Annotated in this window: 16 protein-coding genes; 5 read left to right on the top strand and 11 right to left on the bottom strand. The window is 43.8% G+C overall.

Translation table 11 applies throughout. The features are described 5' to 3' along the window. The first annotated feature begins 128 nt into the window (after nt 1-128). Nucleotides 129-1112: a D-alanine--D-alanine ligase gene (locus IM792_RS15815; protein WP_194102865.1), complete on the top strand. Its 984-nt coding sequence runs from the start codon at nt 129-131 to the stop codon at nt 1110-1112. A 13-nt stretch (nt 1113-1125) separates the two neighbouring features. On the opposite strand, the gene IM792_RS15810 is transcribed toward IM792_RS15815, so the two are convergent. From IM792_RS15810 to IM792_RS15790, 5 genes are all read right to left on the bottom strand, one after another. Next, nucleotides 1126-1815, bottom strand: coding sequence for a hypothetical protein (locus IM792_RS15810; RefSeq protein WP_194102864.1), 690 nt, complete (start codon nt 1813-1815; stop codon nt 1126-1128). Nucleotides 1816-1825: 10 nt separating this feature from the next. Further along, entirely contained in the window at nt 1826-2326 is a 501-nt protein-coding gene (locus IM792_RS15805) for a hypothetical protein (protein ID WP_194102863.1), read from the bottom strand. A gap of 69 nt (nt 2327-2395) precedes the next feature. After that, nucleotides 2396-3124, bottom strand: coding sequence for an intradiol ring-cleavage dioxygenase (locus IM792_RS15800; RefSeq protein ID WP_194102862.1), 729 nt, complete (start codon nt 3122-3124; stop codon nt 2396-2398). Nucleotides 3125-3239: 115 nt separating this feature from the next. After that, a complete protein-coding gene (locus tag IM792_RS15795; RefSeq protein ID WP_194102861.1) occupies nt 3240-3515 on the bottom strand; it encodes a transcriptional repressor in 276 nt (91 codons plus the stop codon). Between the two features lie 207 nt (nt 3516-3722). Beyond that, entirely contained in the window at nt 3723-3986 is a 264-nt protein-coding gene (locus IM792_RS15790) for a hypothetical protein (RefSeq protein WP_194102860.1), read from the bottom strand. A 541-nt stretch (nt 3987-4527) separates the two neighbouring features. On the opposite strand from IM792_RS15790, the gene IM792_RS15785 reads away from it, so the two are divergent. The 3 genes from IM792_RS15785 to IM792_RS15775 all read left to right on the top strand — a co-directional run bounded on the left by IM792_RS15785 (nt 4528) and on the right by IM792_RS15775 (nt 7563). Then, nucleotides 4528-4848 carry a hypothetical protein gene (locus IM792_RS15785; RefSeq protein ID WP_194102859.1) on the top strand — a complete coding sequence of 107 codons (321 nt, stop codon included), beginning with the start codon at nt 4528-4530 and terminating at the stop codon, nt 4846-4848. 184 nt (nt 4849-5032) lie between these two features. Next, nucleotides 5033-5416 (top strand): hypothetical protein, encoded by a 384-nt coding sequence (locus IM792_RS15780; protein ID WP_194102858.1) that lies wholly within the window; start codon nt 5033-5035, stop codon nt 5414-5416. A 911-nt stretch (nt 5417-6327) separates the two neighbouring features. Then, nucleotides 6328-7563, top strand: a complete 1236-nt coding sequence (locus IM792_RS15775) for a sodium:proton antiporter (RefSeq protein WP_194102857.1) — start codon at nt 6328-6330, stop codon at nt 7561-7563. A gap of 6 nt (nt 7564-7569) precedes the next feature. Here the strand turns inward: IM792_RS15775 and IM792_RS15770 are convergent, their stop codons facing one another. The 6 genes from IM792_RS15770 to IM792_RS15745 form a co-directional block, all read right to left on the bottom strand. Then, nucleotides 7570-9978, bottom strand: a complete 2409-nt coding sequence (locus IM792_RS15770; protein ID WP_194102856.1) for a kelch repeat-containing protein — start codon at nt 9976-9978, stop codon at nt 7570-7572. A gap of 185 nt (nt 9979-10163) precedes the next feature. After that, entirely contained in the window at nt 10164-11222 is a 1059-nt protein-coding gene (locus IM792_RS15765) for a substrate-binding domain-containing protein (protein WP_194102855.1), read from the bottom strand. A 74-nt stretch (nt 11223-11296) separates the two neighbouring features. Continuing rightward, nucleotides 11297-12505 carry a mannonate dehydratase gene (gene uxuA, locus IM792_RS15760; protein ID WP_228085159.1) on the bottom strand — a complete coding sequence of 403 codons (1209 nt, stop codon included), beginning with the start codon at nt 12503-12505 and terminating at the stop codon, nt 11297-11299. Between the two features lie 15 nt (nt 12506-12520). Continuing rightward, nucleotides 12521-13714 (bottom strand): DUF5009 domain-containing protein, encoded by a 1194-nt coding sequence (locus IM792_RS15755; protein WP_194102854.1) that lies wholly within the window; start codon nt 13712-13714, stop codon nt 12521-12523. Between the two features lie 98 nt (nt 13715-13812). Further along, nucleotides 13813-16359, bottom strand: a complete 2547-nt coding sequence (locus IM792_RS15750; protein ID WP_194102853.1) for a family 20 glycosylhydrolase — start codon at nt 16357-16359, stop codon at nt 13813-13815. Nucleotides 16360-16456: 97 nt separating this feature from the next. Beyond that, entirely contained in the window at nt 16457-20695 is a 4239-nt protein-coding gene (locus IM792_RS15745) for a two-component regulator propeller domain-containing protein (RefSeq protein WP_194102852.1), read from the bottom strand. A gap of 231 nt (nt 20696-20926) precedes the next feature. Here IM792_RS15745 and IM792_RS15740 point away from each other — a divergent pair, with 231 nt between their 5' ends. Then, nucleotides 20927-21733 (top strand): glycoside hydrolase family 16 protein, encoded by an 807-nt coding sequence (locus IM792_RS15740; RefSeq protein WP_194102851.1) that lies wholly within the window; start codon nt 20927-20929, stop codon nt 21731-21733. The last annotated feature ends 7 nt before the right edge of the window (nt 21734-21740 follow it).

Genomic DNA, 21740 nt, shown 5'->3' with positions numbered 1-21740 from the left:
AAAGATTAAGCGCCAAACACCAGGCAAATAGCTGATTTACCGACCGTATGATATTAGCCCTGCCTGCACCGCTATTTTTGTAATTTACAGCGTTTACAGGTATCAGCTAAAAACCTATATTTGACCCCATGTCAGCAAAAAACATAGCCCTTTTGGCCGGCGGTTATACCGGCGAGTACGAAGTTTCAATTAACAGCGCCAAAAACATAGCCGCCAATCTGAACCCGGAGAAATATGCCGTGTACACCATTTTGGTTGACCGTAACCGCTGGCTGCACGAAACCACTAAAGGCGCTGTAGATGTTGACAAGAATGATTTTAGTATAACCATTGATGGCAGCAAGATCAAGTTTGATTTCGCTTTCATCACTATACATGGCACCCCAGGCGAGGATGGTAAAATGCAGGGCTACCTGGATATGATAGGAGTGCCTTATAATACCTGCGATGCCACAACATCGGCCATATCTATGAACAAGGCTTACACCAAAACTTTGGTGCACGGCATACACGGACTAAACACCGCCCGCTCTATAAAACTATTTAAAAACGACGCGCACGATGTAGCTACCATTGCCGCTACATTGAAATTCCCGCTGTTCATCAAACCTAATAATGGTGGCAGCAGCGTGGGCATGAGCAAGGTTTACAACGCTGCCGCATTGCCCGCCGCGTTAGAGAAAGCTTTTCATGAAGACGATCAGATACTGATAGAGGAATTCATACAGGGACGTGAGTTTAGCATTGGCATTGCCCGGTTGAACCATAAGGTAACGGTGTTGCCTGCTACGGAGATCATCAGCTCAAAGGACTTTTTTGATTATGAGGCCAAGTACACCCCCGGCGTTACCAACGAGGTTACCCCTGCCGACCTGACCACCGAGCAAAACGAATTAGTGGCCAGTATTGTAAAAGATGTTTACAGTCGCCTAAACTGCCGCGGTATGGTGCGAATCGATTTTATTATCCAGGAAAATACCGGCGATTTTTATTTTATCGAGGTTAACACCACACCAGGCCAAAGCGCTAATAGCCTGATACCGCAACAGGTACGTGCCATGGGTATGCAGGTAAGCGATTTTTATGGTATGCTGATAGAAGGCGCGCTGTAAGCGTTAGCTTCTATCAGGCATAAAGCTCAATTACCAGCAATACGGCATTGTTGCTCAGGGCTTCTGCCTCAAATACTTCAGCATCCCATAAAGCAAGGCCATCCCCCGCGTGCAGTAACCTGTTTTGCGCCTCAAAGGCTCCGGCTATGGTAAACGCGAATAATGATGATGCTTTGTCGCGCACCTTGTATTCGGTTTCGCAGCGCCCCGCAAATCTGCCTATCTGCATCGCAAAAGGCAGATCATCGGCACCAATAACCGGTACCAGCTCATCCTGCTTGTAATAAATATCAAATTCAGCCTTGTGGAACACACCGGCGGGTAACGATGGTGTTTCTATATTCACCATCACAAAACTTACCCAATTGGCTTTGTAAGGGTTTTGTATACTAAACTCATACCCCTCACCGGCCGGGATGATGATGGCCTCCCCTGCTTCGGCCTCGGTTTGGTTAAATTCACCCGTGTAGTTAAACGCCCCTGTAACCGGCACTAATATTACGTAACCCGTATGCTCAACCATATACGTGGCCGATGCACCGGCTGCCAGTACGATCTCGTTAAACGTGCAAAGATTTTTAAACGGCAGCTTATGCTCGTTATAATAACCGCCAAAGTTAAAAGTGCTAAAGCGCTGTTCGTATTCGTCCTGCATTAGGCCGCGATCATCTGCTAAAAATATGGTGGCTGCTGTTTGTTCCATGGTTATTGATCTACTGGTTTTGTAACGAATAAATGCTTAAGTAAGGGGTTAATGGCAAAAGGTCGGTAAGCATGGTGTCGGTTTGCTGATCGGTACCGGTCAATAATAAATTTTGCCCTATAGTATCCAACCAATACACCGGCTCCGAATAAAAAGTGATCGAGATGCGATGCTTATCCTTATTATCAAGGTGCGAGTTGATGATCTCGAACTTAAACTCGTTAAACTTTAAAAACCTGCGGCCAAGCGCGTTCAGTACATCGGGCATTATGTTATTAAGCTGTTGCAGGTAGCCTATTACAGCACCGCTCACCATGTGGTTAATGCGTGCTACATCAGGATTGTGTTGCAGCAGATCGCTATACAATGGATATTGCTCTGCCTGAACAAAATTTTGAACCTGCATACGGTATTCCATATAACTATCATCAAACACCTGCCTGTCCCAGGCTTTGGTGGCCGATGCATCGATGATCTTGCGGTAGCAAAGACGTATTGTTTTGGTATTCATGTTTACCTGGGTTTAAATAAGGGCATACCGCTGGGGCATGCCCTATTGTAGTTATGAAAACAGAACAAATTAAGCGGGCACACCAAAGGTAATAGCCAACTCAAAACCATCGGCCTTACTGCCGGTAACGGTAGCTATTTGTATACCGGCCGTATCATCACTAAAAATATTATCGCTTTTGTTATAAGTATAATTGCTCATGCCTTTATCGTAACCATTCACCAGCGCCAAGGCCGAGCCCGAACCTTCAGGAAAAGCTATTTGCGTAACCTTTAATGATTTACCTGCCGAGTTGTATACGTGAACGTGAATATGCGTTGCCCTGCCGGTATACCACCCAGGAAAAATACTGGTAAAGGTTACCAGTCCGTTAGCATCAGTTGTTTGGCGACCACGCAGAAAGTGTACCGACTGGTAGTTGGTTGATTGCATACCCGAGCCACCATATTCAGAATAGTTACCCTCAGCATCGCAATGCCATATATCCACCAACGCGCCGGATAAGGCCGCGCAACTGCTGTTGGTATTGGTGATGGTGATTTGGGCGGTTAGTTTGTAACCTGTACGGCCATCGGTAATATCGCTGCGTACGTATGATGCCGGTTGCTTGGTGGGGAAAGGCCCCTCGGTTTCGGTTGGCGCTACATTACAGCCTGATGTGCTTGAACCCGTGTTGGTTGCCTGTGTATCGTCCGAATCGAGCGTTACGGTATCATCATCCTTTTTGCAGGCGTGTAATAGCACCGGGGTTGATATAGCCCCGATCATTAAACTCTTTAGAAAATTTTTGCGTTCCATAACTTTTATATTTTGATCAATATAAAAGTGAGGCAAAGCGGCGATATAATAACAGGTGTATCGGTAAACCGGCTTTATGAGTCGATGAACCCAAAAAGATCGGTACTAATAATACTTACTGACCATTTGAACGCTGTACACTGAACAGGTTTTTGACCGACAGATCACTACGCTTTTCAATAAAGCCTGACTCGGCCAGGGTACGCAGATAATTGTATACTGATGCTAACGAGATCTTTTGCTTTTTAACCATCATCAGCCACAACTCCTCGGCGGTAACCTCGGTTTCCAAACCGGCGAGTTCGCTGTATACATCCATGATCATGGGGGAAGTTTTGGGTTGCTTTTTCTTGATCAGCAAAAATAATTCTTCGGTAGCGGCATTTTTCATAAGGTAGATGATAGTTAGATGCAGCGCTTAGCAAGGGACAACTCCCCTGCCAATGTATTGTTAAACAAAAGCAAACCCTGCAACATAATTACAAATATTTGCTAATGTATTAATTTTATTTAAACCAATTCTAAATAAAATGATATAAATAAAAACGCTCCCGATATAAACCGGGAGCATGAAGATTTTTTAAGGTATTACTGATATTTATTCGGGTTTGACAGACAGCTCTATTTCATCCAATTGGAAAGATAATACCGCGTCCACATCATCAAACTGCACAAATACCTGTTCGGTATTGGCATCCATCACTTTACCTTCCTTACCGAAGTAATTTGAATTTTCTTCGGTGATCTGAACCATCGCTCCAATTTCTATTGAGCCTGATTCTTTACTAATTTTTGCTTTCGCAAGGCCAAAAGCGCCAATAGGCACGCCCGCGAATAATGCTGCTGCTGTAAATGGGGTCATTGTTAAAAAAAATACTTTTTATAATTGGTTAAGGTATTTACGTTCACCGCTTGCTGACGGTTTTGTACTTAAACAACTATTTTATTCCTTAAAGTTGTAAATCTAATACTTTATAACGTAACTTACTGTACAACTGTATATTGTATAATGAAATTATTACAAAAAATATTTCAACTTATTTTTTGTAAAACATCGCTACCATTTACGGTAGTTGTGCTAACTTGAAAATAATGTTCAAAGGTACTTTTTTGATAGCATTGTAATTGTACATTTTAATAAAGTTACAATACACTAAATAGCAGACAATCTGTGCTTAAAAATTTAACTATTTAAATCACAATGCTTAACCCATCAAGATATTACACTCAATTATATTACAAGGAAATAATATATCCTGATAAGTACTTGCACAAAACATTATTCCGCAAAGGAGTGTTAGATAGTTAACTGATTTACTCACAAAATTTTCCGAATTTAAATAAGCCTCATCTACTGCTACCATCCTTATTTACTTTCCTAAAATTCATATATATTAAATATTATGCATCTACCGAAAGTAATTACAGGCATTTTGATTGATTCAACAAAAAAAGAGATTAACGTTATTCAGGTTGAAAATACATTGAGAGCGATATGCCCCCTGCTGGATTGTAAAAAGATAATAGAACTTAAACTTGATGGCAATACCTTGTGTCTGGATGAGCAGGGCTTATTAGACCAATCTCTTGATAAAAAACACTTTAGGTTTTTCGAAATTCAATTCAAAGGGAATGGCTTAGTATTAGGCAAGATAAAAAACGGCGAATTTACCAATGTATCAAAATCGGTGGCCTGGGTATCTGAGAGGGTCACATTCTTATAACCCATTTTGTTAAACATCGATTACATAAACAAGAACGAATATCTATCATAACAGTTAAATATATTTTAATAAAAAATTAATAATTGTATACTTTTTGTTATTGTTTAACTTACATTTGGGTAAAATATGTGAATCTGTAAACACATATTTGCCTTTTAGGCCAAAGTGTTAAACCAATTATTACATGATCACCGTGACCATTCAGGGAAAGTTAATTGAAAACGCTATACGCAAACGTGGCGTTAAATTAAGTTCGCTTGCCAAACAACTTAATGTAAACAGGCGCACATTGTATAACTGGTTCCATTCCGCTGATCTTAAAAAGGAGCTTATACATGAGATAGGGGTTTGCATCGGTCATGATTTTTCGGAGGAATTTCCGGATATGTTTACTTCAGATATGTTCTTCGCGGCTAAGCCACGCCCCAAACCTGCCTTAACAGAAGATAAGGCCGAACCGGGTGAATGGAAAAATAAATACATTGCCCTGCTCGAAAAATACACCGAAACGTTGGCACTATTAAACTCTGAAACAGACGAACAAAGCAAACGCGCCATAAAAAATTAGTTATTATAATATCGCATTATAAGGTTTTTAATAAAAAAAGGCCCAGGACACTCGCTGCCTGAGCCTTTGAACCTAAACCTTATCACATAAGTAGTAGCAAATACCACTCGTAAAATTCTATTCAATGTTAAATGTTAACATTATAAAAAAGCCCGGACACTTGCTGCACGGGCTTTCGCTTTAATCTTACAGACAGTGATATTTCTACCCCATGTAGTGCAAATATACCTTGTTATTGGTGTAAATTATGGCGTTTGAGGGGCTTACAGGTTGATTGGGTAACATATTGTGAAAGCTACACTTATAGTGTGTATCAGCTTAAAAATGCAAAAAACGGCGATTAAAACCTTTCTGTAACACATCCGTATAAAGCCAAAAAGCAGCAACCGGATGATGATTACTGCTTTTTAATGTCTTCTTAGCTTCAAATGAGCTTGCAATGCCTTGGGGATACCCTTTTGTAACAAACTTCTTACCAAGTGTATATTTTTTTGTTTAATTTATAAGAAGGCAGGAAACATAACACTCATTAACAACACGTTACGGCTGCACAAAATTAACCTTAAGGATTTAACAAAATTCAGATGATTTTATAAATATGTGGAGAAAGTCAACAATATGACGCCTGCTCCTCCACAAACTGTTGCGTTTGTAAACAAGATAGATTTGAGGTAGCCGGAAGATATATCTTGCGATACTTCTCTAATAACATTCTAATTATTGATTGGTTTTTGTTAATGCAATTAAAATTTATCATTAAAAAAAATAGTGATTGAGTAACTCGCGCACAGTAGTTTGTGTAATAGCGCGAAGTGTTATTATTAGTAGTAAGTTAAATTTAAATTTAGGTTGATTAATGATGCAGGGGCAAACCATTCTTTTACATATTTGTAAAACAACCGGACATGCCTATGAATTTGATTATTATTATTACCAGTTTAGTTACAATTAGTACCCTGTTTAGTTATATAAATGCCCGTTGGATAAAGCTACCCGGCGTAATAGGTGTTATGCTTTTATCAATAGTCGCGGCGCTGTTTACGGTTATTGCCGGGTCGGTTACCCCCCGGCTAACACATTTGATATTCGAGCTTACCCACTCTATTGATTTTTCAAAAACCTTGCTTGATGTTATGCTGGGCTTCCTGCTGTTTGCCAGCGCCCTGCATATTGATGTAAACAAGCTGCGCGAAAACCTGCGTGGTGTACTCATCATCAGCACCATTGGGGTTATTTTATCTACATTGATTTTTGCGGGGATATTATTCGAGGTGCTTGGCCTTATTGGCTTACACGTGCCCTTTATGTATTGCCTGGTATTCGGCGCGCTCATCTCCCCTACCGATGCTGTAGCGGTAGCCGCCTTGCTCACCCGCTCAAAAATGCCCGACAGACTCAAAACTATCATCTCGGGCGAATCGCTGTTTAATGATGGTATCGGGTTGGTGTTGTTCGTAAGCTTTTCAGAGGTAGCGTCAATACCTGATAAGTTCTTTTCCTTTTCAGAAGCCGCGCGACTGTTCGCCTTAGAGGTTTTTGGGGGAGTGGTTTTAGGTGCCGTATTAGGTTTTCTGGCCTATCGCATGATGCGGGCCATTACCGACTTTCAAACCATCGTAATGATATCTGTCAGCCTGGTGCTGGGCATATCGGCATTGGCGGGCATACTGCATGTATCGGCACCATTGGCCGTTGTGGTGGCGGGGTTACTGATAGGCAGCCACTGCTTTAACCGCCATGAAGCTATCAGCCAGGAGCAATATCTGGAAAAGGTATGGTCGTTGATGGATGAGTTGCTGAATACTATATTATTTGTGCTGATAGGTCTGCAATTGGTTTCGCTAAACGTAAGTACCACTTATTTGCTGGTTGGCTGTATGGCTATTGTTATTTTACTGATAGCCCGTGCACTGAGTATTGCATTGCCGGTTATCGTTTTGAGGCGATCGCTGGCAATACAAAACAGCAGTGTACTAATTTTGACCTGGGGAGGCTTGCGGGGCGGTATATCAGTTGCACTTGCCCTCTCTCTGCCCGACTCAGAATATAAACCTATGATACTTACCGCAGGCTTTGTTATAGTAGTTTTTTCCATCATTGTACAAGGGCTTACCCTTAACAAGGTGGTTAATAAACTTTTGCCATAACGCTACCTACTGTACCATAAATCTTACAACATCGGTTTTACCCTCTTTTGAGCGTACTAATACCGAGTAAATACCTGTTTTTAACGAAAGCTGGTTAATATTAATATCCATCTTTAACGTATTGTTATTGATAACCGATTTTGATACCGGATAAACTTTACCATTCATATCAACTATAGTAACTGATGACGCGCCTTTATAGTTAGCCGGGAATGTAACCTGGAACCTATCGCTCACCGGGTTAGGGTATAGCTGTATCTTGCTTACTGTAGCTTGCGGATCAATAGTATTTGTTGCCGAATACGATTCAAACGCTCCGCCCTTTAAGCTCATTAAAGCCGTGCGGGATGATGCTGTGGCTGTGGCCGCAGGCACCTTGCCTATCACCAGATACTCGCAAAGCGTACCTGCTGTTGGGCTGGCGTAATTACCGCCAATGGTTACTTTACCCGCCGCGAAGTCCTTACTGTATAAGGTAAGCGAGCTTAGTTTCGGGTCGTCGATACCTATTTTGTCGGTGAGCTTTTTCCAACTTTTTAGCCATGTAGGTAACGATGTAGCCCTCGGATCATAAGCCACATACACCGTTGCCGCCTGCCCAAGCGTGAACGACAGGATGTTGGTTGAGGTATTCATCTTATCATCATTAGGTGTTTTGATGAATGGCGAACCGGTTAATGCCGATGGTACGGAGGTAATTTTATAAGTACGATCGCTATAATAAACAACGCCCGTATTCAACTGCCCCAGCACATAGCTTTTAGTGGTTGTGGCAGCAATGTTTGATATTAAGGCTACAGCTACTGTCGTGTCCTTAATAAATGTGGCGGTGTAATGTTTGCTGGTATCCATTAAAGCAGCAAATGAATTGGTGGTTGCAACGGTATCGCCAGTCCACTCCTTAAACAACCAACCCGAGGCGGGGGTAGCGGTTATGTTAACCACGCTGTTTGAATCATAGGTACTTCGCTCCGGCGATCGGGCTATGGTGCCGATACCTATGGTATCAACCAAAAGTGTATACTGAGTTTTGGGCTGTTGCGATGGCAGCACATTCAGGTTAACACAAAACTTAGCCGTTGAGTTGGCCAGCGGCCCTTTAGCTGTTATGTTACCCGTGTAATGCCCCGGTGCTAAACCTTCGGGATTTATAGCTACATGAATATCCTGTCCTTCGAGCGTTACGTTGCCGCTTTGGTTTTTGGTGATGCTTAGCCATTCAACATCAGATGTTATGGTGTAAGGCGCGGCATCTTCAATACAATACAACAGGTTTTTTACCTGCGCGGTACTATCTACCCTAACATCAGCACTAACGCAGGCTTGGGTAAAACCAAGCGTACGGGCGCTGCTACGGGTTACTTTGGCGGTGTAAGTTTCCTTACGCTCGTTGCCATAGTTATCTAAAGCGCCGTTGGTGATGATGAATGAAGTACCCGCCAGTTTTGATGACAAGCCCAAGAAAGTACCGGGCAATTTATAAGATGACAGGTTAGTCCATGCTCCGGCGCCATTGTTAGCTTTAGGATCAAACTGATAGGTTGAGTTTTGGGTGAGGTTATTATAACTCTGTCCGCCTACCAGGAATATCTTACCGTCAACAGCAAAGGTAGCGGCCTCGGCATGCGAGCGTGGTTTAGGCAGATCGGTTAGCCTTGTCCAGGTATCGGTAGCGCTATCGTACACGTGGCAATACATCTTGTCTACAGCTCCGCAATCATGCAGAAACTGGCCACCCAGCGCATATATTTTGCCCCCTATTACTACCGAGCTTAAATGGTTACGCGGTATAGGCATTGGCGCCAACTTATTCTCCCAGGTTACATGCTGCGGATCAGCCATATACTTATCTACATCAATAGTAAGGTGCAGGTTGGCCTGATCCTCACACAATGTGGGGCCAAAGCCACCAAAAACGTGTATGGTTCGGCCTAAGAGCGCATACCCCGCGGCACCTATCGGGAATACCTTGTTCGCGCCGGGGTCTATTAACTCAGGTCCGTCCGACCATGTATTGGTAGTGATATTATAAATAAGCACGTGGCTGCTTGCCGGGCCGTAGGCATCTACTAACCTGCCGCCAATAAGCCATACCTTATCATCAACAAGTATTACACCCTGGTGCGTAACCTCTTTACCTACCGGAAACGAGGCTATCTTACTCCATTTATTCGCGGCGATATCATAAACCTCGTTAGTTTTTTCGATGATGGGATTATCGCCAAAACCGCCGAAAACATAAAGCTTGTTTTTATAAAGTACGTTGTTTGATTCGGCACGCTTGCTGATCTCATCGGCCTTGCGTGTCCACTGGCCTAATGCGGTGCCCGAAATTAAGGTGAATAAAATGAGTACTAAAAGGGACTTTCGCTTAAAATTTAAAAATACGTTTAACGTAAAGCATCTGCTAATCATGACGGTGTGGTGTGGTAAAAGGTTGAAGTATAATAATATATAATTCAAAAGTACATACACATTCCACGTGGCGCAAAGGGGCTGTTACTGTTGTGTAACTTATTGTCCCTTATTGTGAAAATAATTGAAAATCAGCCTATAAAAAGCATTTACCATCCCGGCAGGATAGATACCCAAATGGGTTTTTAATTTTTATAGAAAAGGTAATTCTCCTTAGTAATAATATCTATAGGCATATAATAATGTTTATCAACCCCTGCCCTATGTACAAGGTGATTATAAAGGGTGATTATACCACGATATCCCTGCTCCTTTGGTTTTTGGCTGATCAAAAACTCGATAACGCCATCCTTCAAATACGATATATTCTGCTCCAAAAAATCATAACCTATCAGCTTAATATCAGTACGTTTAGCCTCGGCGAGGAACTCAGCAACGTATGACACGCGGGAGTTAGTTACGAAAACGGCCTTCACATCATGATCCTTCAACATCACAGTCAGTTCACGCTTTACCGAGAGGTGATCGGTATCGCGAATATCAACCTTAGTTATTTTGTTATTCAGATCATTGATCTTGAAGTACCCTCTAAAGCCTTCCTCTTTGCGTAGCAGGTGGTGCAGGTTATCAATTTCCTTAGAGATATTGACCACCAGCACTTCATCGCCCGGCTGTACAAGGTATTTTATAAGATGCGCTGCCGTAGCGCCGCTATGGTACAGATCGGGGCCTATGTAGCACAAACCACATTTATCGGGCACATCCGAGTTGATGAAAACATAGGGCATCTGCCTTTCATCGCATTCGGCGGCAAATTCGCGTGCTTCCTGCATAAACATGGGCGCAAGTACTACGCCATCAACACCTTTGTTTAATATGGCTTTGTATTGTTTTACAAAGGATGATTTGTCGTTTTGATCAAACAGATATTTCTCTACAACAATGCCGTAAGGTTTAACCTCGGCTTCGGCATCAATAACGCCATCAAGCGGGGCCTGCCAGTAATTTGTTTCGGCCGACGCGGATGGGATAAGCACGGCTATGGTAAGTACTTTTTTAGAGGCCAGCCTGCGGGCCAAAATATTGGGCTGATAATCGAGTTCTTTGATTATCTCCAGAATTTTAGCTTGTGTTTTTTTAGAAACCCCTGCCCTGTTATGCAAAACCCGGTCGACCGTGCCTATGGATACACCGGCACGGCGGGCAATTTCTTTTACGCCTACGAGTTCTTTTTTATCGCTCATTTATATTTAGCTGCATTTGGCTTATCAGCCGCAAATAACAAAAAAATTTATGGCTTACAGCGATGCTAATATAATTACCGCGATGCCATGCTACGCAATATACCCAGTTCAAGCCCACGTATCTCGGCAATGCCTCGCAGCCTGCCAATGGCCGAATAGCCGGGGTTTACCTTTTTACCCAGATCGTCCAGCATTTGGTGCCCATGATCGGGCCGCGCCGGGATGCTGATGTTACGTTTTTGCATTACCGTTACCACTTCTTTAATTATTTCGTACATATCGGCATCGCCCTCAAGGTGGTTGTCCTCATAAAAGTCGCCGAGGGTATTACGCTTGGTATTGCGCAGGTGTAGAAAGTTTATCCTGTCGCCAAATTGCCTTACCAACCCGGGCAGGTCATTATCAGCCCTCACACCGAAAGAGCCTGAACAAAAACACAAGCCATTATTAAGCGAAGGCACTGCATCAAAAATATATTGCAGATCGCTCATGGTGCTTACCACCCTCGGCAAACCCAATATGCCATAAGGCGGGTCGTCCGGGTGAATAACCATTTTTACCCCATGCTCATCGGCAACGGGTATTACCTGTTCTAAAAAATAAACCAGGTTAGCCCGCAACTTATCGGCGGTAATATCATCGTAGGGGCGCAGCGCATCCTTAAAGTTATCAATGGTAAACTGCTCTTCGCTGCCGGGTAAACCGGCAATAATATTGGCTATCAGCTTATTTTTCTCAGCATCGCTCATTTGGGCTAAACGCTGCTTGGCGCGGTTCAGTTCATCCCAGGTATATTCATGGTCGGCATCGGGGCGTTGTAGTATAAATACATCAAAGGCTATAAAGGCAGCCTTTTCAAACCGTAACGCGCGGCTACCATCGGCTACCTCATAATCAAGATCGGTACGTGTCCAATCCAACACAGGCATAAAATTATAGGTGACGGTTTTTATGCCACAATGCGCTAAATGCTTTATGGATGTTTTATAGTTCTCTATCAATTCCATAAAACCATCGGCCTGGGTCTTGATACTTTCATGCACCGGCAGACTTTCTACCACGTTCCAGTTCAGGCCGGCGGCGTTGATCAGATCATTACGTTTCTGTATCTCATCAACAGACCAAACCTCGCCATTAGGGATATGGTGCAGGGCGGTAACGATACCTGTACAACCGGCCTGCTTAATATCCTGCAAGCTCACCGGGTCTGCCGGACCAAACCAGCGCATGCTTTGCTCCATGCGCAAACCTGTACCACGATATGATGAATATTGATGTTCCATTGGTAGTGTTTTAGTTTATAATTTAAGGCGGATGTGTTTTTTAGCCAGCAAGCCGGTTATAAAAACTATAAGCAAGGCGTATATCAGCGATTTGATAAGCCCTACCCCGCCCGTACGTAAAAATAAAGGCAAAAATGATATATCCGTAATTTTTACGAGCGAATAATGTATGTATGGCAGCATATAACAGGTAAGCGTAAACACTCCTGCGGGTTTAATAAAGTTGTACCATGCGGTTCGATTTTTAACATCAGTTAGGTAACTGATCAGCATAAAGGCCCAAACCGTAATACCCGCGCATATAGCCACCCACGAGGGGGTTGCCTGTATTTTTGATATTCCCCATAATGGCCGCGTTACAAAACCGAATGCTATCAGCGCCACAGCAAAGCCCAAAGCCAACAACCAAAGAGTATTGCCCGCGATACCATATTTACGATACCACATAGTTAAAATTATACCGGCCATTGATAATGCTGATACCGAACCACTACCTGCTACCCAAAAATAATCCTTTATACACTCAACCGGTTCAAGCCAACCCAAATGGCTTGCTGAGCAGAACAGCATGAAGAAAACCAAGGCCGCTATTTGTACCCACAGTTTTTGTCCGCTGAAAAGATAGATGGAGCTTACCGTAAAATAAGCCCATCCTATTTTACCCAATATACCCCACCATTGCGGCCTGAGCGCAAGTATACCTGTGCCTGTATCTGCATGGTAAATACAAGCGAGGACTATCAGCATAACTACACCAATAGCTTTCAGTATTTTAACTTTAGGCAGATGCGGGTCGGGATAATCAAGCCATATCAGGAAGAAGCTGATAACCAGCAGCAGCACCCATACATCTTTACTAATGACGGCGCCACTGTTAACATAGGTTTCAGAATTAACAAACATAAAGCCCATGACGAGCAGCACCAGGCTGCGCTGTACAATGTGCTTGAATATTGTCGCAGTGGTATCGGACTTTTTTTGGCGACTTTGGATGGCGTAAGGCACGGCCATGCCTACTATGAACAAGAATGCAGGAAACACCACATCAGCCAGGCCCATTCCATCAACATCGGCCTTTACATGCTCTAAACCTTTGGGGATGTTTTTAAGCGAACCCAGATCGTTCACAAATATCATTAACACCATTACGATAGCCCGCAGGGCATCAATGGCTATTGACCGACCTTTGTTTAATTCACCTGTTTGCATCAACACAAAATGAAATTACGTGTACGTTAACGTTCAAATGTAATTATTTCACTCTGAAGATACACACAGGTGTTCAGATAATAGTAATAGCTGCTTGTTTAATTATTTTGCACCACCACTTTTTTGCCCGATCTACCCTGCTGATCAAATACTTTGAGCGTAATGGTTCCCTTAGTGGTAATGAGCGTTTTATAAGCCGGACTATTTTGGTTTGGCTCGCTACCATTGGTTGTGTACCTGATAGTAAAGCCGGGCAGTTGGGCGTTGGCTTTTACTACCCCATTGCTGCACTCTACCCCGGGCTCAAATATTCTGTACTGATAGCCGCCCTTGTAATGGGCAAGGCGTGGTAATTCGCGCGTGCCTATGGTGCTGGCAAATTTGGCCCAGTCTTGTTTGTACTGGGTGCTTGTAAAAATAGAATCGGTAAGGGTTGACCACTCGGGAGCCTTGGCCCATGAGCGTTCGGCAGCGCCTAATAATTTGGGGAGCAGCATATAATCAATTAAACTATCGGCATACAGGGTTTCAGACCATAATGCCGATTGCAGCCCAACTATGTTTTGCTTAGCCTCATCCTTCAGCTTAGCCTTGTTTTTAAAAACCGATTGCGGCACTGGTTCGCCATATTCATTTTCGGTTGTGGTGGTGTAGTAATTGTACGGGATGAAATAGAAAGGCTTATCAACATTTACAAAGCCAGCCCAGTTCATGCCATGCTCGTAAAAGCTGTTGTTATAGGCCATATCCAAATACATATTGGTTACGTTGGATAGCACCACCTTGAACCCATTATTAGCCAGATTGTACGCCAGATCCTCAGCACCTGTACCTATAATATTATTCCATACATCGGTAGTGTAGCCCCGGTTGGCAACGGTAGTGTCCAACACCCATCGTTTACGGTTGTTTACAACCGTCCGTTTAAGGCCTATCTCCTCCCATCCGTATAATGATAGCCCTTGCTCCTTCAACACATCGTTCACCTTGCCAAAGTAGTACTTCCACATACCATACACCGACCCGATACCGGCATCCTGCGCCATCAGTTTATTTACCTCGGGCGATTTTGCCCAAACCCCTTCGGGCACTTCATCGCCACCCATGTGGATGGTTTTTAGCGGGGCACCTGCGTCAGCGTACATTTTAGCGATCTCGGAAGTCACCTTTTTTATAAAGGCATAGGTTGATGGCATGGCCGGGTTAAGCACATTATCGTTCCAGCCTTGTACCGAGCGGTAAACCGAGCTATCGGCCATATCGCGAAGCAAATATTGCTCGGCCTCGGCCTTTAGTCCCTTTTTGATGTAATTATTATATCGCGCATCCATTGATTTGATGGCGGCACGGGCATGCCCGGGTGTTTCAATTTCGGGGATCACAGTGATGTGCCTTGCCGTAGCGTACTTCAATATCTCCACATAATCGGCCCGGCTAAAATAGCCGCTGCCAAAAGGATTATCACTCTCAGGCCCTGAACCGTATGATGGCGGCAGCATAGCAAATTTATCTACCGAGTGGCCGCGCTTTGATCCTACTTGTGTTAGTTCAGGCAAACCGTCAATTTCAAGTCGCCAGCCTTCATCATCATTCAAATGAAAATGCAGTACGTTCATTTTATAAAGCGCCATCACATCCAATACCTTTAACACTTTAGGTTTCGATTGAAAGTTACGGGCAACATCAAGCATAAAAGCCCTGTGGCCAAACCTTGGCGCATCGCTCACCTTTACAAACGGCACCAAAAGGCTTGTTTGCCTGGCAGCCCATGCTTTGGGCGGCAACATGGTTTTTAACGATTGTATGCCGTAAAATATCCCCGCCGCCTGCGATGCGGTTATAGTAACACCCTTAGCATCGGCAACTAAACTATACCCTTCGGCAGGCGAATTACCCTCTACCAATTTAATTGCCGGGGCCGAATTTGATTTAGAAACTATTGATGGCCGGGTACCCAATAATCCCTCAAGCTCGGTGGCTAAAAGCTCTGCCTCGCTCTTAAACTTATCTGGCGCTACGATCACCGTTTTGGCCGTTAACGCGAACGTACCTTTTTGCACCGAGTAACTTACCGGGCTTGGGAAAACCAACGATGGCGGTACCTGCGTGGGCAGACTTAGCTGCGCATTTTTTTGGTATGATGCCAGCGCTATTTCGGGCTCAATGCTGTTGGTTAAAACGGTGGTATTTTTAAGCGGATAGCCTTTGCCGGCATCGTTATCATATACTAAATAAAACCCTTTGGCAACTTCGGTAAAGTTGCGCAGCTCGGGCACGGTGATGTTTATCCTGAAGGTTTCATTAGGTTTCAGCGTAACCTGTGCCGATTTGAATTTGATACGAAACAAATCACCATTCAAATGACTGATCTGATATTTAAGCGAATCCTCACCAACAAGCAGCGTTTTTTTGATGGAGTTGAAATATATAGACCACCCGCTAACCGGAATAGCCGAACCACTATTATTACTAAGCAGCAACACCGGTACAGGTTTGCTGCCTTGCGTGTTTATTTCCCAGCTGTAGCTCAACGCGGTATGATAACCGGGGTTTGCAACCTGTGCCTTCACGCTGAATATCATCAGCATAAAAGGCAGCAGTAATGTTAATTTGGTTCGATAGTTTTTCAATAACAGATTTCGCATTCACAAATCTATAATGGCAACTACTTTAAGGGTTTCCAATAATCCCGATTGAATGTAATGCAGTCCTGTTTTAGATGCCAACAGCTGTTTAGCACTGTTAGTGGATAGTATTAACACTCTTATTTTTCAAGTACACCACATACTCTTTCGGCGTTAACTTGTATTGTTTGGTAAAGCTTTTTGAGAAGTACGATGGTGTGGCAAAACCTACCTCATAAGCTATCTGGCTGATGTTTAGTTTGCCTTGCTGTAAGTGCTCCAGCGCCTTTTTTAATCGGATGTTCTTGATAAAATCGTGCACACCCATACCTGTCAATGATTTAAACTTGGCGTAAAGCACCGTACGGCTCATGGCGGCATGTTCACTCAGCATCTTATAATCGAGGTCGGCGTTTGATAGGTTGAGCTCAATGTAGCCGCTCATCTTTTCCAGAAACTCCTTATCCAGCTTGTTATAATCCAGATCATCGGGCACCAGCAGGTCGGTGTGCATAAAGCGGTTTTTAACCCGCTCAAGGTTTTTAATAAAGTTGAATATTACGCTCAGCAATATTTGCCTGTTAACCGGTTTGGTGAGGTAAATATCAGCCCCCGCCTCATAGCCCGATAGCTGGCTGTGCTCGTTATTCTCGCCGGTTAACAGCAGCACCGGTAAATGGCTGGTGCTGATATCGCTTTTTATGGCATTACAAAACTCCAGGCCATCCATCACCGGCATAATCAGGTCACTGATGATCAGTTCGGGCTGAGTATCCTTAGCCATTTTTAATCCGTTAACGCCATTGTCGGCCTCAAATATTTCAAATATTCCGGCCAGTAAGGCTTTCAAATAATTACGTACATCCTGGTTATCATCAACTATCAATATGCGTTTACCTTTCAGTATCTGCTTTTTGGCATCGGGTAACAAATGCGCGCTATCATCCGGAATGATAGAGTTATCATCTATCGCGTTAGCATCATTAACAGGCAGCGCTACGGTAGCCGTGGTTGACCTTGCCAGCACCACCGTGATTGCCGACCCCTTGCCCGGCACGCTGGAAATCTCCATGCGCCCATTGTTGGCCTTTACAAGATCGCGGCATATTTGCAAGCCCAGGCCTGTACCCGTTTCGCCGGCAGTGCCCAGCGTTACCTGTGGTTGCAGGTCGTTCAGCAAGGCTATCTGCCCGGCAGACATGCCTATGCCCGAATCGGCAACGGTTATGGCCACCTCATCATCAATACTTGCCGATGTTATGTTGATGCTGCCGCTAACCGGTGTAAACTTGATGCTGTTGCTCAAAATATTACGGATAACCGTGTTCAGCATCTGGTAATCAGCAAAAATGTTATGGTCGGTATCAATATTTACACGGCAGGCTATATTCTTGTTGGTGAGTTGTATTTGGGCGAGGTAAACATTTTTCATCACCAGCTCGTGCACGTTAATATGCGCGGGCTGACTATGTAGGTTACTGGTTTGCGCACGTGCCCAATCAAGCAGGTTGATCACCAGGTTATTTATCGAGTTTGATGACCGGCTGATATCGTGCACAAAAGATACGATCTCGTTAGTACTCAAATGGCTCAACCTTGTTTTAAGCAGATCGGCCAAGCCGGTAAGCGCCGCGATGGGGTTCTTAAGATCATGTGCCAGTATGGAGAAGAACATGTCCTTGGTTTTATTGCTGCTCTCCAGCTCGCTTACCGTACTTTCCAATTGCTGGTTTTGAATAACTATCTGCTCCTGCTGGTTAAGTATCTTATCCGTTTTCCTCACTATCTCCTTATTCACCTCCTCCAGGCTCTCGTTTTGCAGCCTGATCTCCTCGTAACTTTCAAGTAAATGGCTGTTGGTTTCAGATAGTTGATGCGTGCGCAGGCTTACCTCTTTCTCCAACTGCTTGTTGCGGTTACGTATGTTTGATAACCGCAGATAAAACAACGCGGTTACCAGGCCAATTATAGCTGCCACTATGAGCAAATAAAACCACCATGTTTTCCAAAACGGCGGGGTTATCACAATATTAATGCTACTCACCTTGGCCGACCATTGCCTGTTATTATTCAAGCCCTTTACCATCAGCGTATAGCTACCCGGGTCGAGGTTAGTATAGGTGAGGCTGTTGCGCATGCCCAGGTTATGCCATTGATTATCATAACCATCCAGCTTATACATGTACTGCTTTTTTTCGGCAGCGGTATAGTTTAGTGACGCGAACTCGAATGAGAAAGTGGATTGCTTGTACGATAGCACTATTTTATCCGCAAGCGAAATATTGGTTTTCAGGGGCGAATCATCGTCACCTATCTTAACATCGCTGTTAAATAACTGAAAGTTGGTAAATATTACCGGCGGATCAAAGTTTACGCCCCGTATCTTATCGGGCCTGAAAACGTTGAAACCATTACGTCCGCCAAAGTACATGCGCCCTGCCTGATCGATACACTTGGCGTATTTAAATTCATCGGCCTGCAAACCATCCGCGGTCGAAAAGTTATAGAACACCTTTTTCACCGGGTCGAATTTACTGAGGCCCTTGTTAGTACTTATCCAGATGTTGCCCTGCCTGTCGCCCAATACAGCGCCAATGGCATCGTTAGCAAGGCCGTTTTCGGCATAGTATACCTTGTTCACAAGCCTCTTGGGGTCAAAGCAATTCAGCCCGAAATTGGTACCCAGCCATAACCGACCTTTATCATCATCCCAAATGGAGGTTACGGTATTATTGCTTAACCTGTCGCTGCCTTTACTCATGGTTTTGGTGGGCAAATAGGCCGCGAAGGTGCCGTCCTCATTATATTTATTCAAGCCGCCGCCATCGGTACCCAGCCAAATATTGCCCTGCCTGTCCTCGTGTATGGTGAGTATATAATTAGTGCTGATGCTTTGCGGAGCGCCGTTCACAAAACGAGTAAAGGTTCCGGTTGCCTGGTTATATAAGTTCAATCCGCCGCCGTAGGTGCCTATCCACATACGGTTCTTGCTATCGTTAAAAACAACAAAGGCGTAATTGCTGCTCAGGCTGGTGTTATTGCCCGGTATATTTTTAAAATGCTTATAGCTGTTAGTAGCCGGGTTAAACACCGTAACACCATCGCCCCAGGTACCCGCCCATATATTGCGGTCACCATCCTCACTAATACTTAAAACATAGTTGCCGCCAATACTTGCCGAATTGCCTGCCTTATGGGCATAGTAGTTAAAATGACCGGTAACCGGGTTAAACATATTAAGCCCTCCACCGTCTGTACCTATCCATATACGCCCTTGCTTATCATTAAAAATGGCGTTAACAATATTATTACTCAGGCTATTGGTGCTGTGCTGATATTTGTAGTGTACAAAGCCGCCCTCATCAATATTCACCATTGATATACCGGCATTGGCCGTACCTATCCACATATTGCCTTTTATATCGCGCTTAATACTATTAATGGTATTGCTTGAAATGCTACCCGCATCATTATCTACATGCTGATAGGTTACTGATTGCTTGGTTACCGGGTTATATATGCTTAATCCACCATTTTCGGTACCTATCCAAAGGTTACCGGCGGCATCCTCCTCCATACATAGCAAAAACTTGTGCGTTCCGGCTTCGGCAGGGTTCTCAAAGGCTATCTGCTTAAAACCATCGGTATGGCTATCGTATAAATGCAGGCCACCGCCGTAGGTGCCTACCCATATATTGTTTTTATGATCGTTAAATATGAACCGGATATGGTCATCAGCCAAACCATGCGCGTCGCCCCCCTTCAGGCTAAAGTGTTTTATAAGCGACCCGTTTTTTGATACTACAAAAATACCGTTACCATTAGTTCCCGCCCATACATCACCATTGGCATCTTTAATAATTGCTGTTACACTTTGCTTGCCCTGCTGTAGCCTGAAGTTTTTTAATGATTTTTTGGAGAGATCATAACTAAAAACGCCTCTGTCGCTGCTACCTATCCATATCTCATTCTCGGTACTCTTGTAAAGATATTGTACAAAATTGCTGAGCGAACTCGCGCCGGGCAGTGTATTGGTTGCCGGGTAAAATTTTTCTGTTTTAAGATCGAGTACATTCAACCCACCATCAGATGTGGCTACCAGCAGGTTGCCATTTTTATCCTGCAACAACGATTTTATCTCATTAGAGCTGAGGGTATTTTTAACCTTGAGGCTTTTTTTGAATACGTTAAATTTATAACCATCGTACCGGTTCAGCCCATCGCGGGTACCGAACCACATAAATCCCTGCCTGTCCTGATAGATACATAACACTTCGCTGCGCGATAGACCGTTGTTTGTGCCCAGCTGCACAAATTTTAAATTCTGCGGTTGTGCCGATGCCCAAAAAGTGGCCATACAGCATAAAAAAAGCATTATTACAGGGCGAACATTCATTTTATTGGCTAAAAACAGGATTTATTGAAACGTTAAATTATCAATAATTAGAATACAAAGGCAGCATATTTTACTTGCAGTGCAAAAAATGAACAGGATTGCAATTATTGAGGACTATTGGAAAAAAAAGCTCAGCGATCAGCAATAATATTGCATTGTACAACCAAATACCCCTATTTATTTCACCTTTTGATGAAAAAAATTATATACATCACGATTTTCTCGGTTTATTTGACAAGTCTGTGGCAGCATTGCGCTGCCCAGGCTCTTTTTGACGATTTTAACGGCACTAAACTAAACAATGCCCTATGGAAAAAAGAAAACAACAAATGGGGCGAAAATCTGGCTAAGGGCACACACGGGGGCGTAATACCCGAAAACGTGTACGTGAAAGACGGAAACCTGGTGATACGTGCGCACGGCAATTTTTACCAGGGTAACATTTGGGGGCACGGCCAAAAAACAAAAGTTGGCGGCGCTATCTACAGCAAAAAAAGTTTTGCATCGGGCAGTTACGAGATCAGGGCGAAGATATGCCCACAGGTTGGAGCCCTTTCAGCATTCTGGACATACTATTATAAAAGCGATACCTGTAACCACGAGATAGATTTTGAATTTCCGGGCAGAAACCAAAGCCCGAATTCGCCGGAAAAATCGGATATTAAATGGGGTTTGATGACCAGTTGGCGTGGTGTGGGTGATGATATGCACAAAACCACCGATATGCCCTTTGGCAATCAGGCCGACGGGCAGTATCACCTGTATCGCTTTGAGTGGCATACGGGCAGCCCTACCGAAAAAGCCCGGGTTGAGTGGTATTACGATAATAAGCTGATGACCACCTCGTACGAGCACGTACCCGACAGGCCATCAAAATTATGGATAGGTATATGGTTTCCCTACTGGATAGGGCGACCCGATTTTGAGGTTGACTACATGTATGTTGACTGGATCAAGATCACGGAGTTTAAAGAACCCGGCGATGTATTAACTAAATAAGTAATTA

Source organism: Mucilaginibacter sp. JRF, from assembly GCF_015223065.1.
Lineage (GTDB): Bacteria > Bacteroidota > Bacteroidia > Sphingobacteriales > Sphingobacteriaceae > Mucilaginibacter.
The sequence above is the reverse complement of the archived record's forward strand: the minus strand, read 5'-3'. Positions and strand labels throughout refer to the sequence as shown.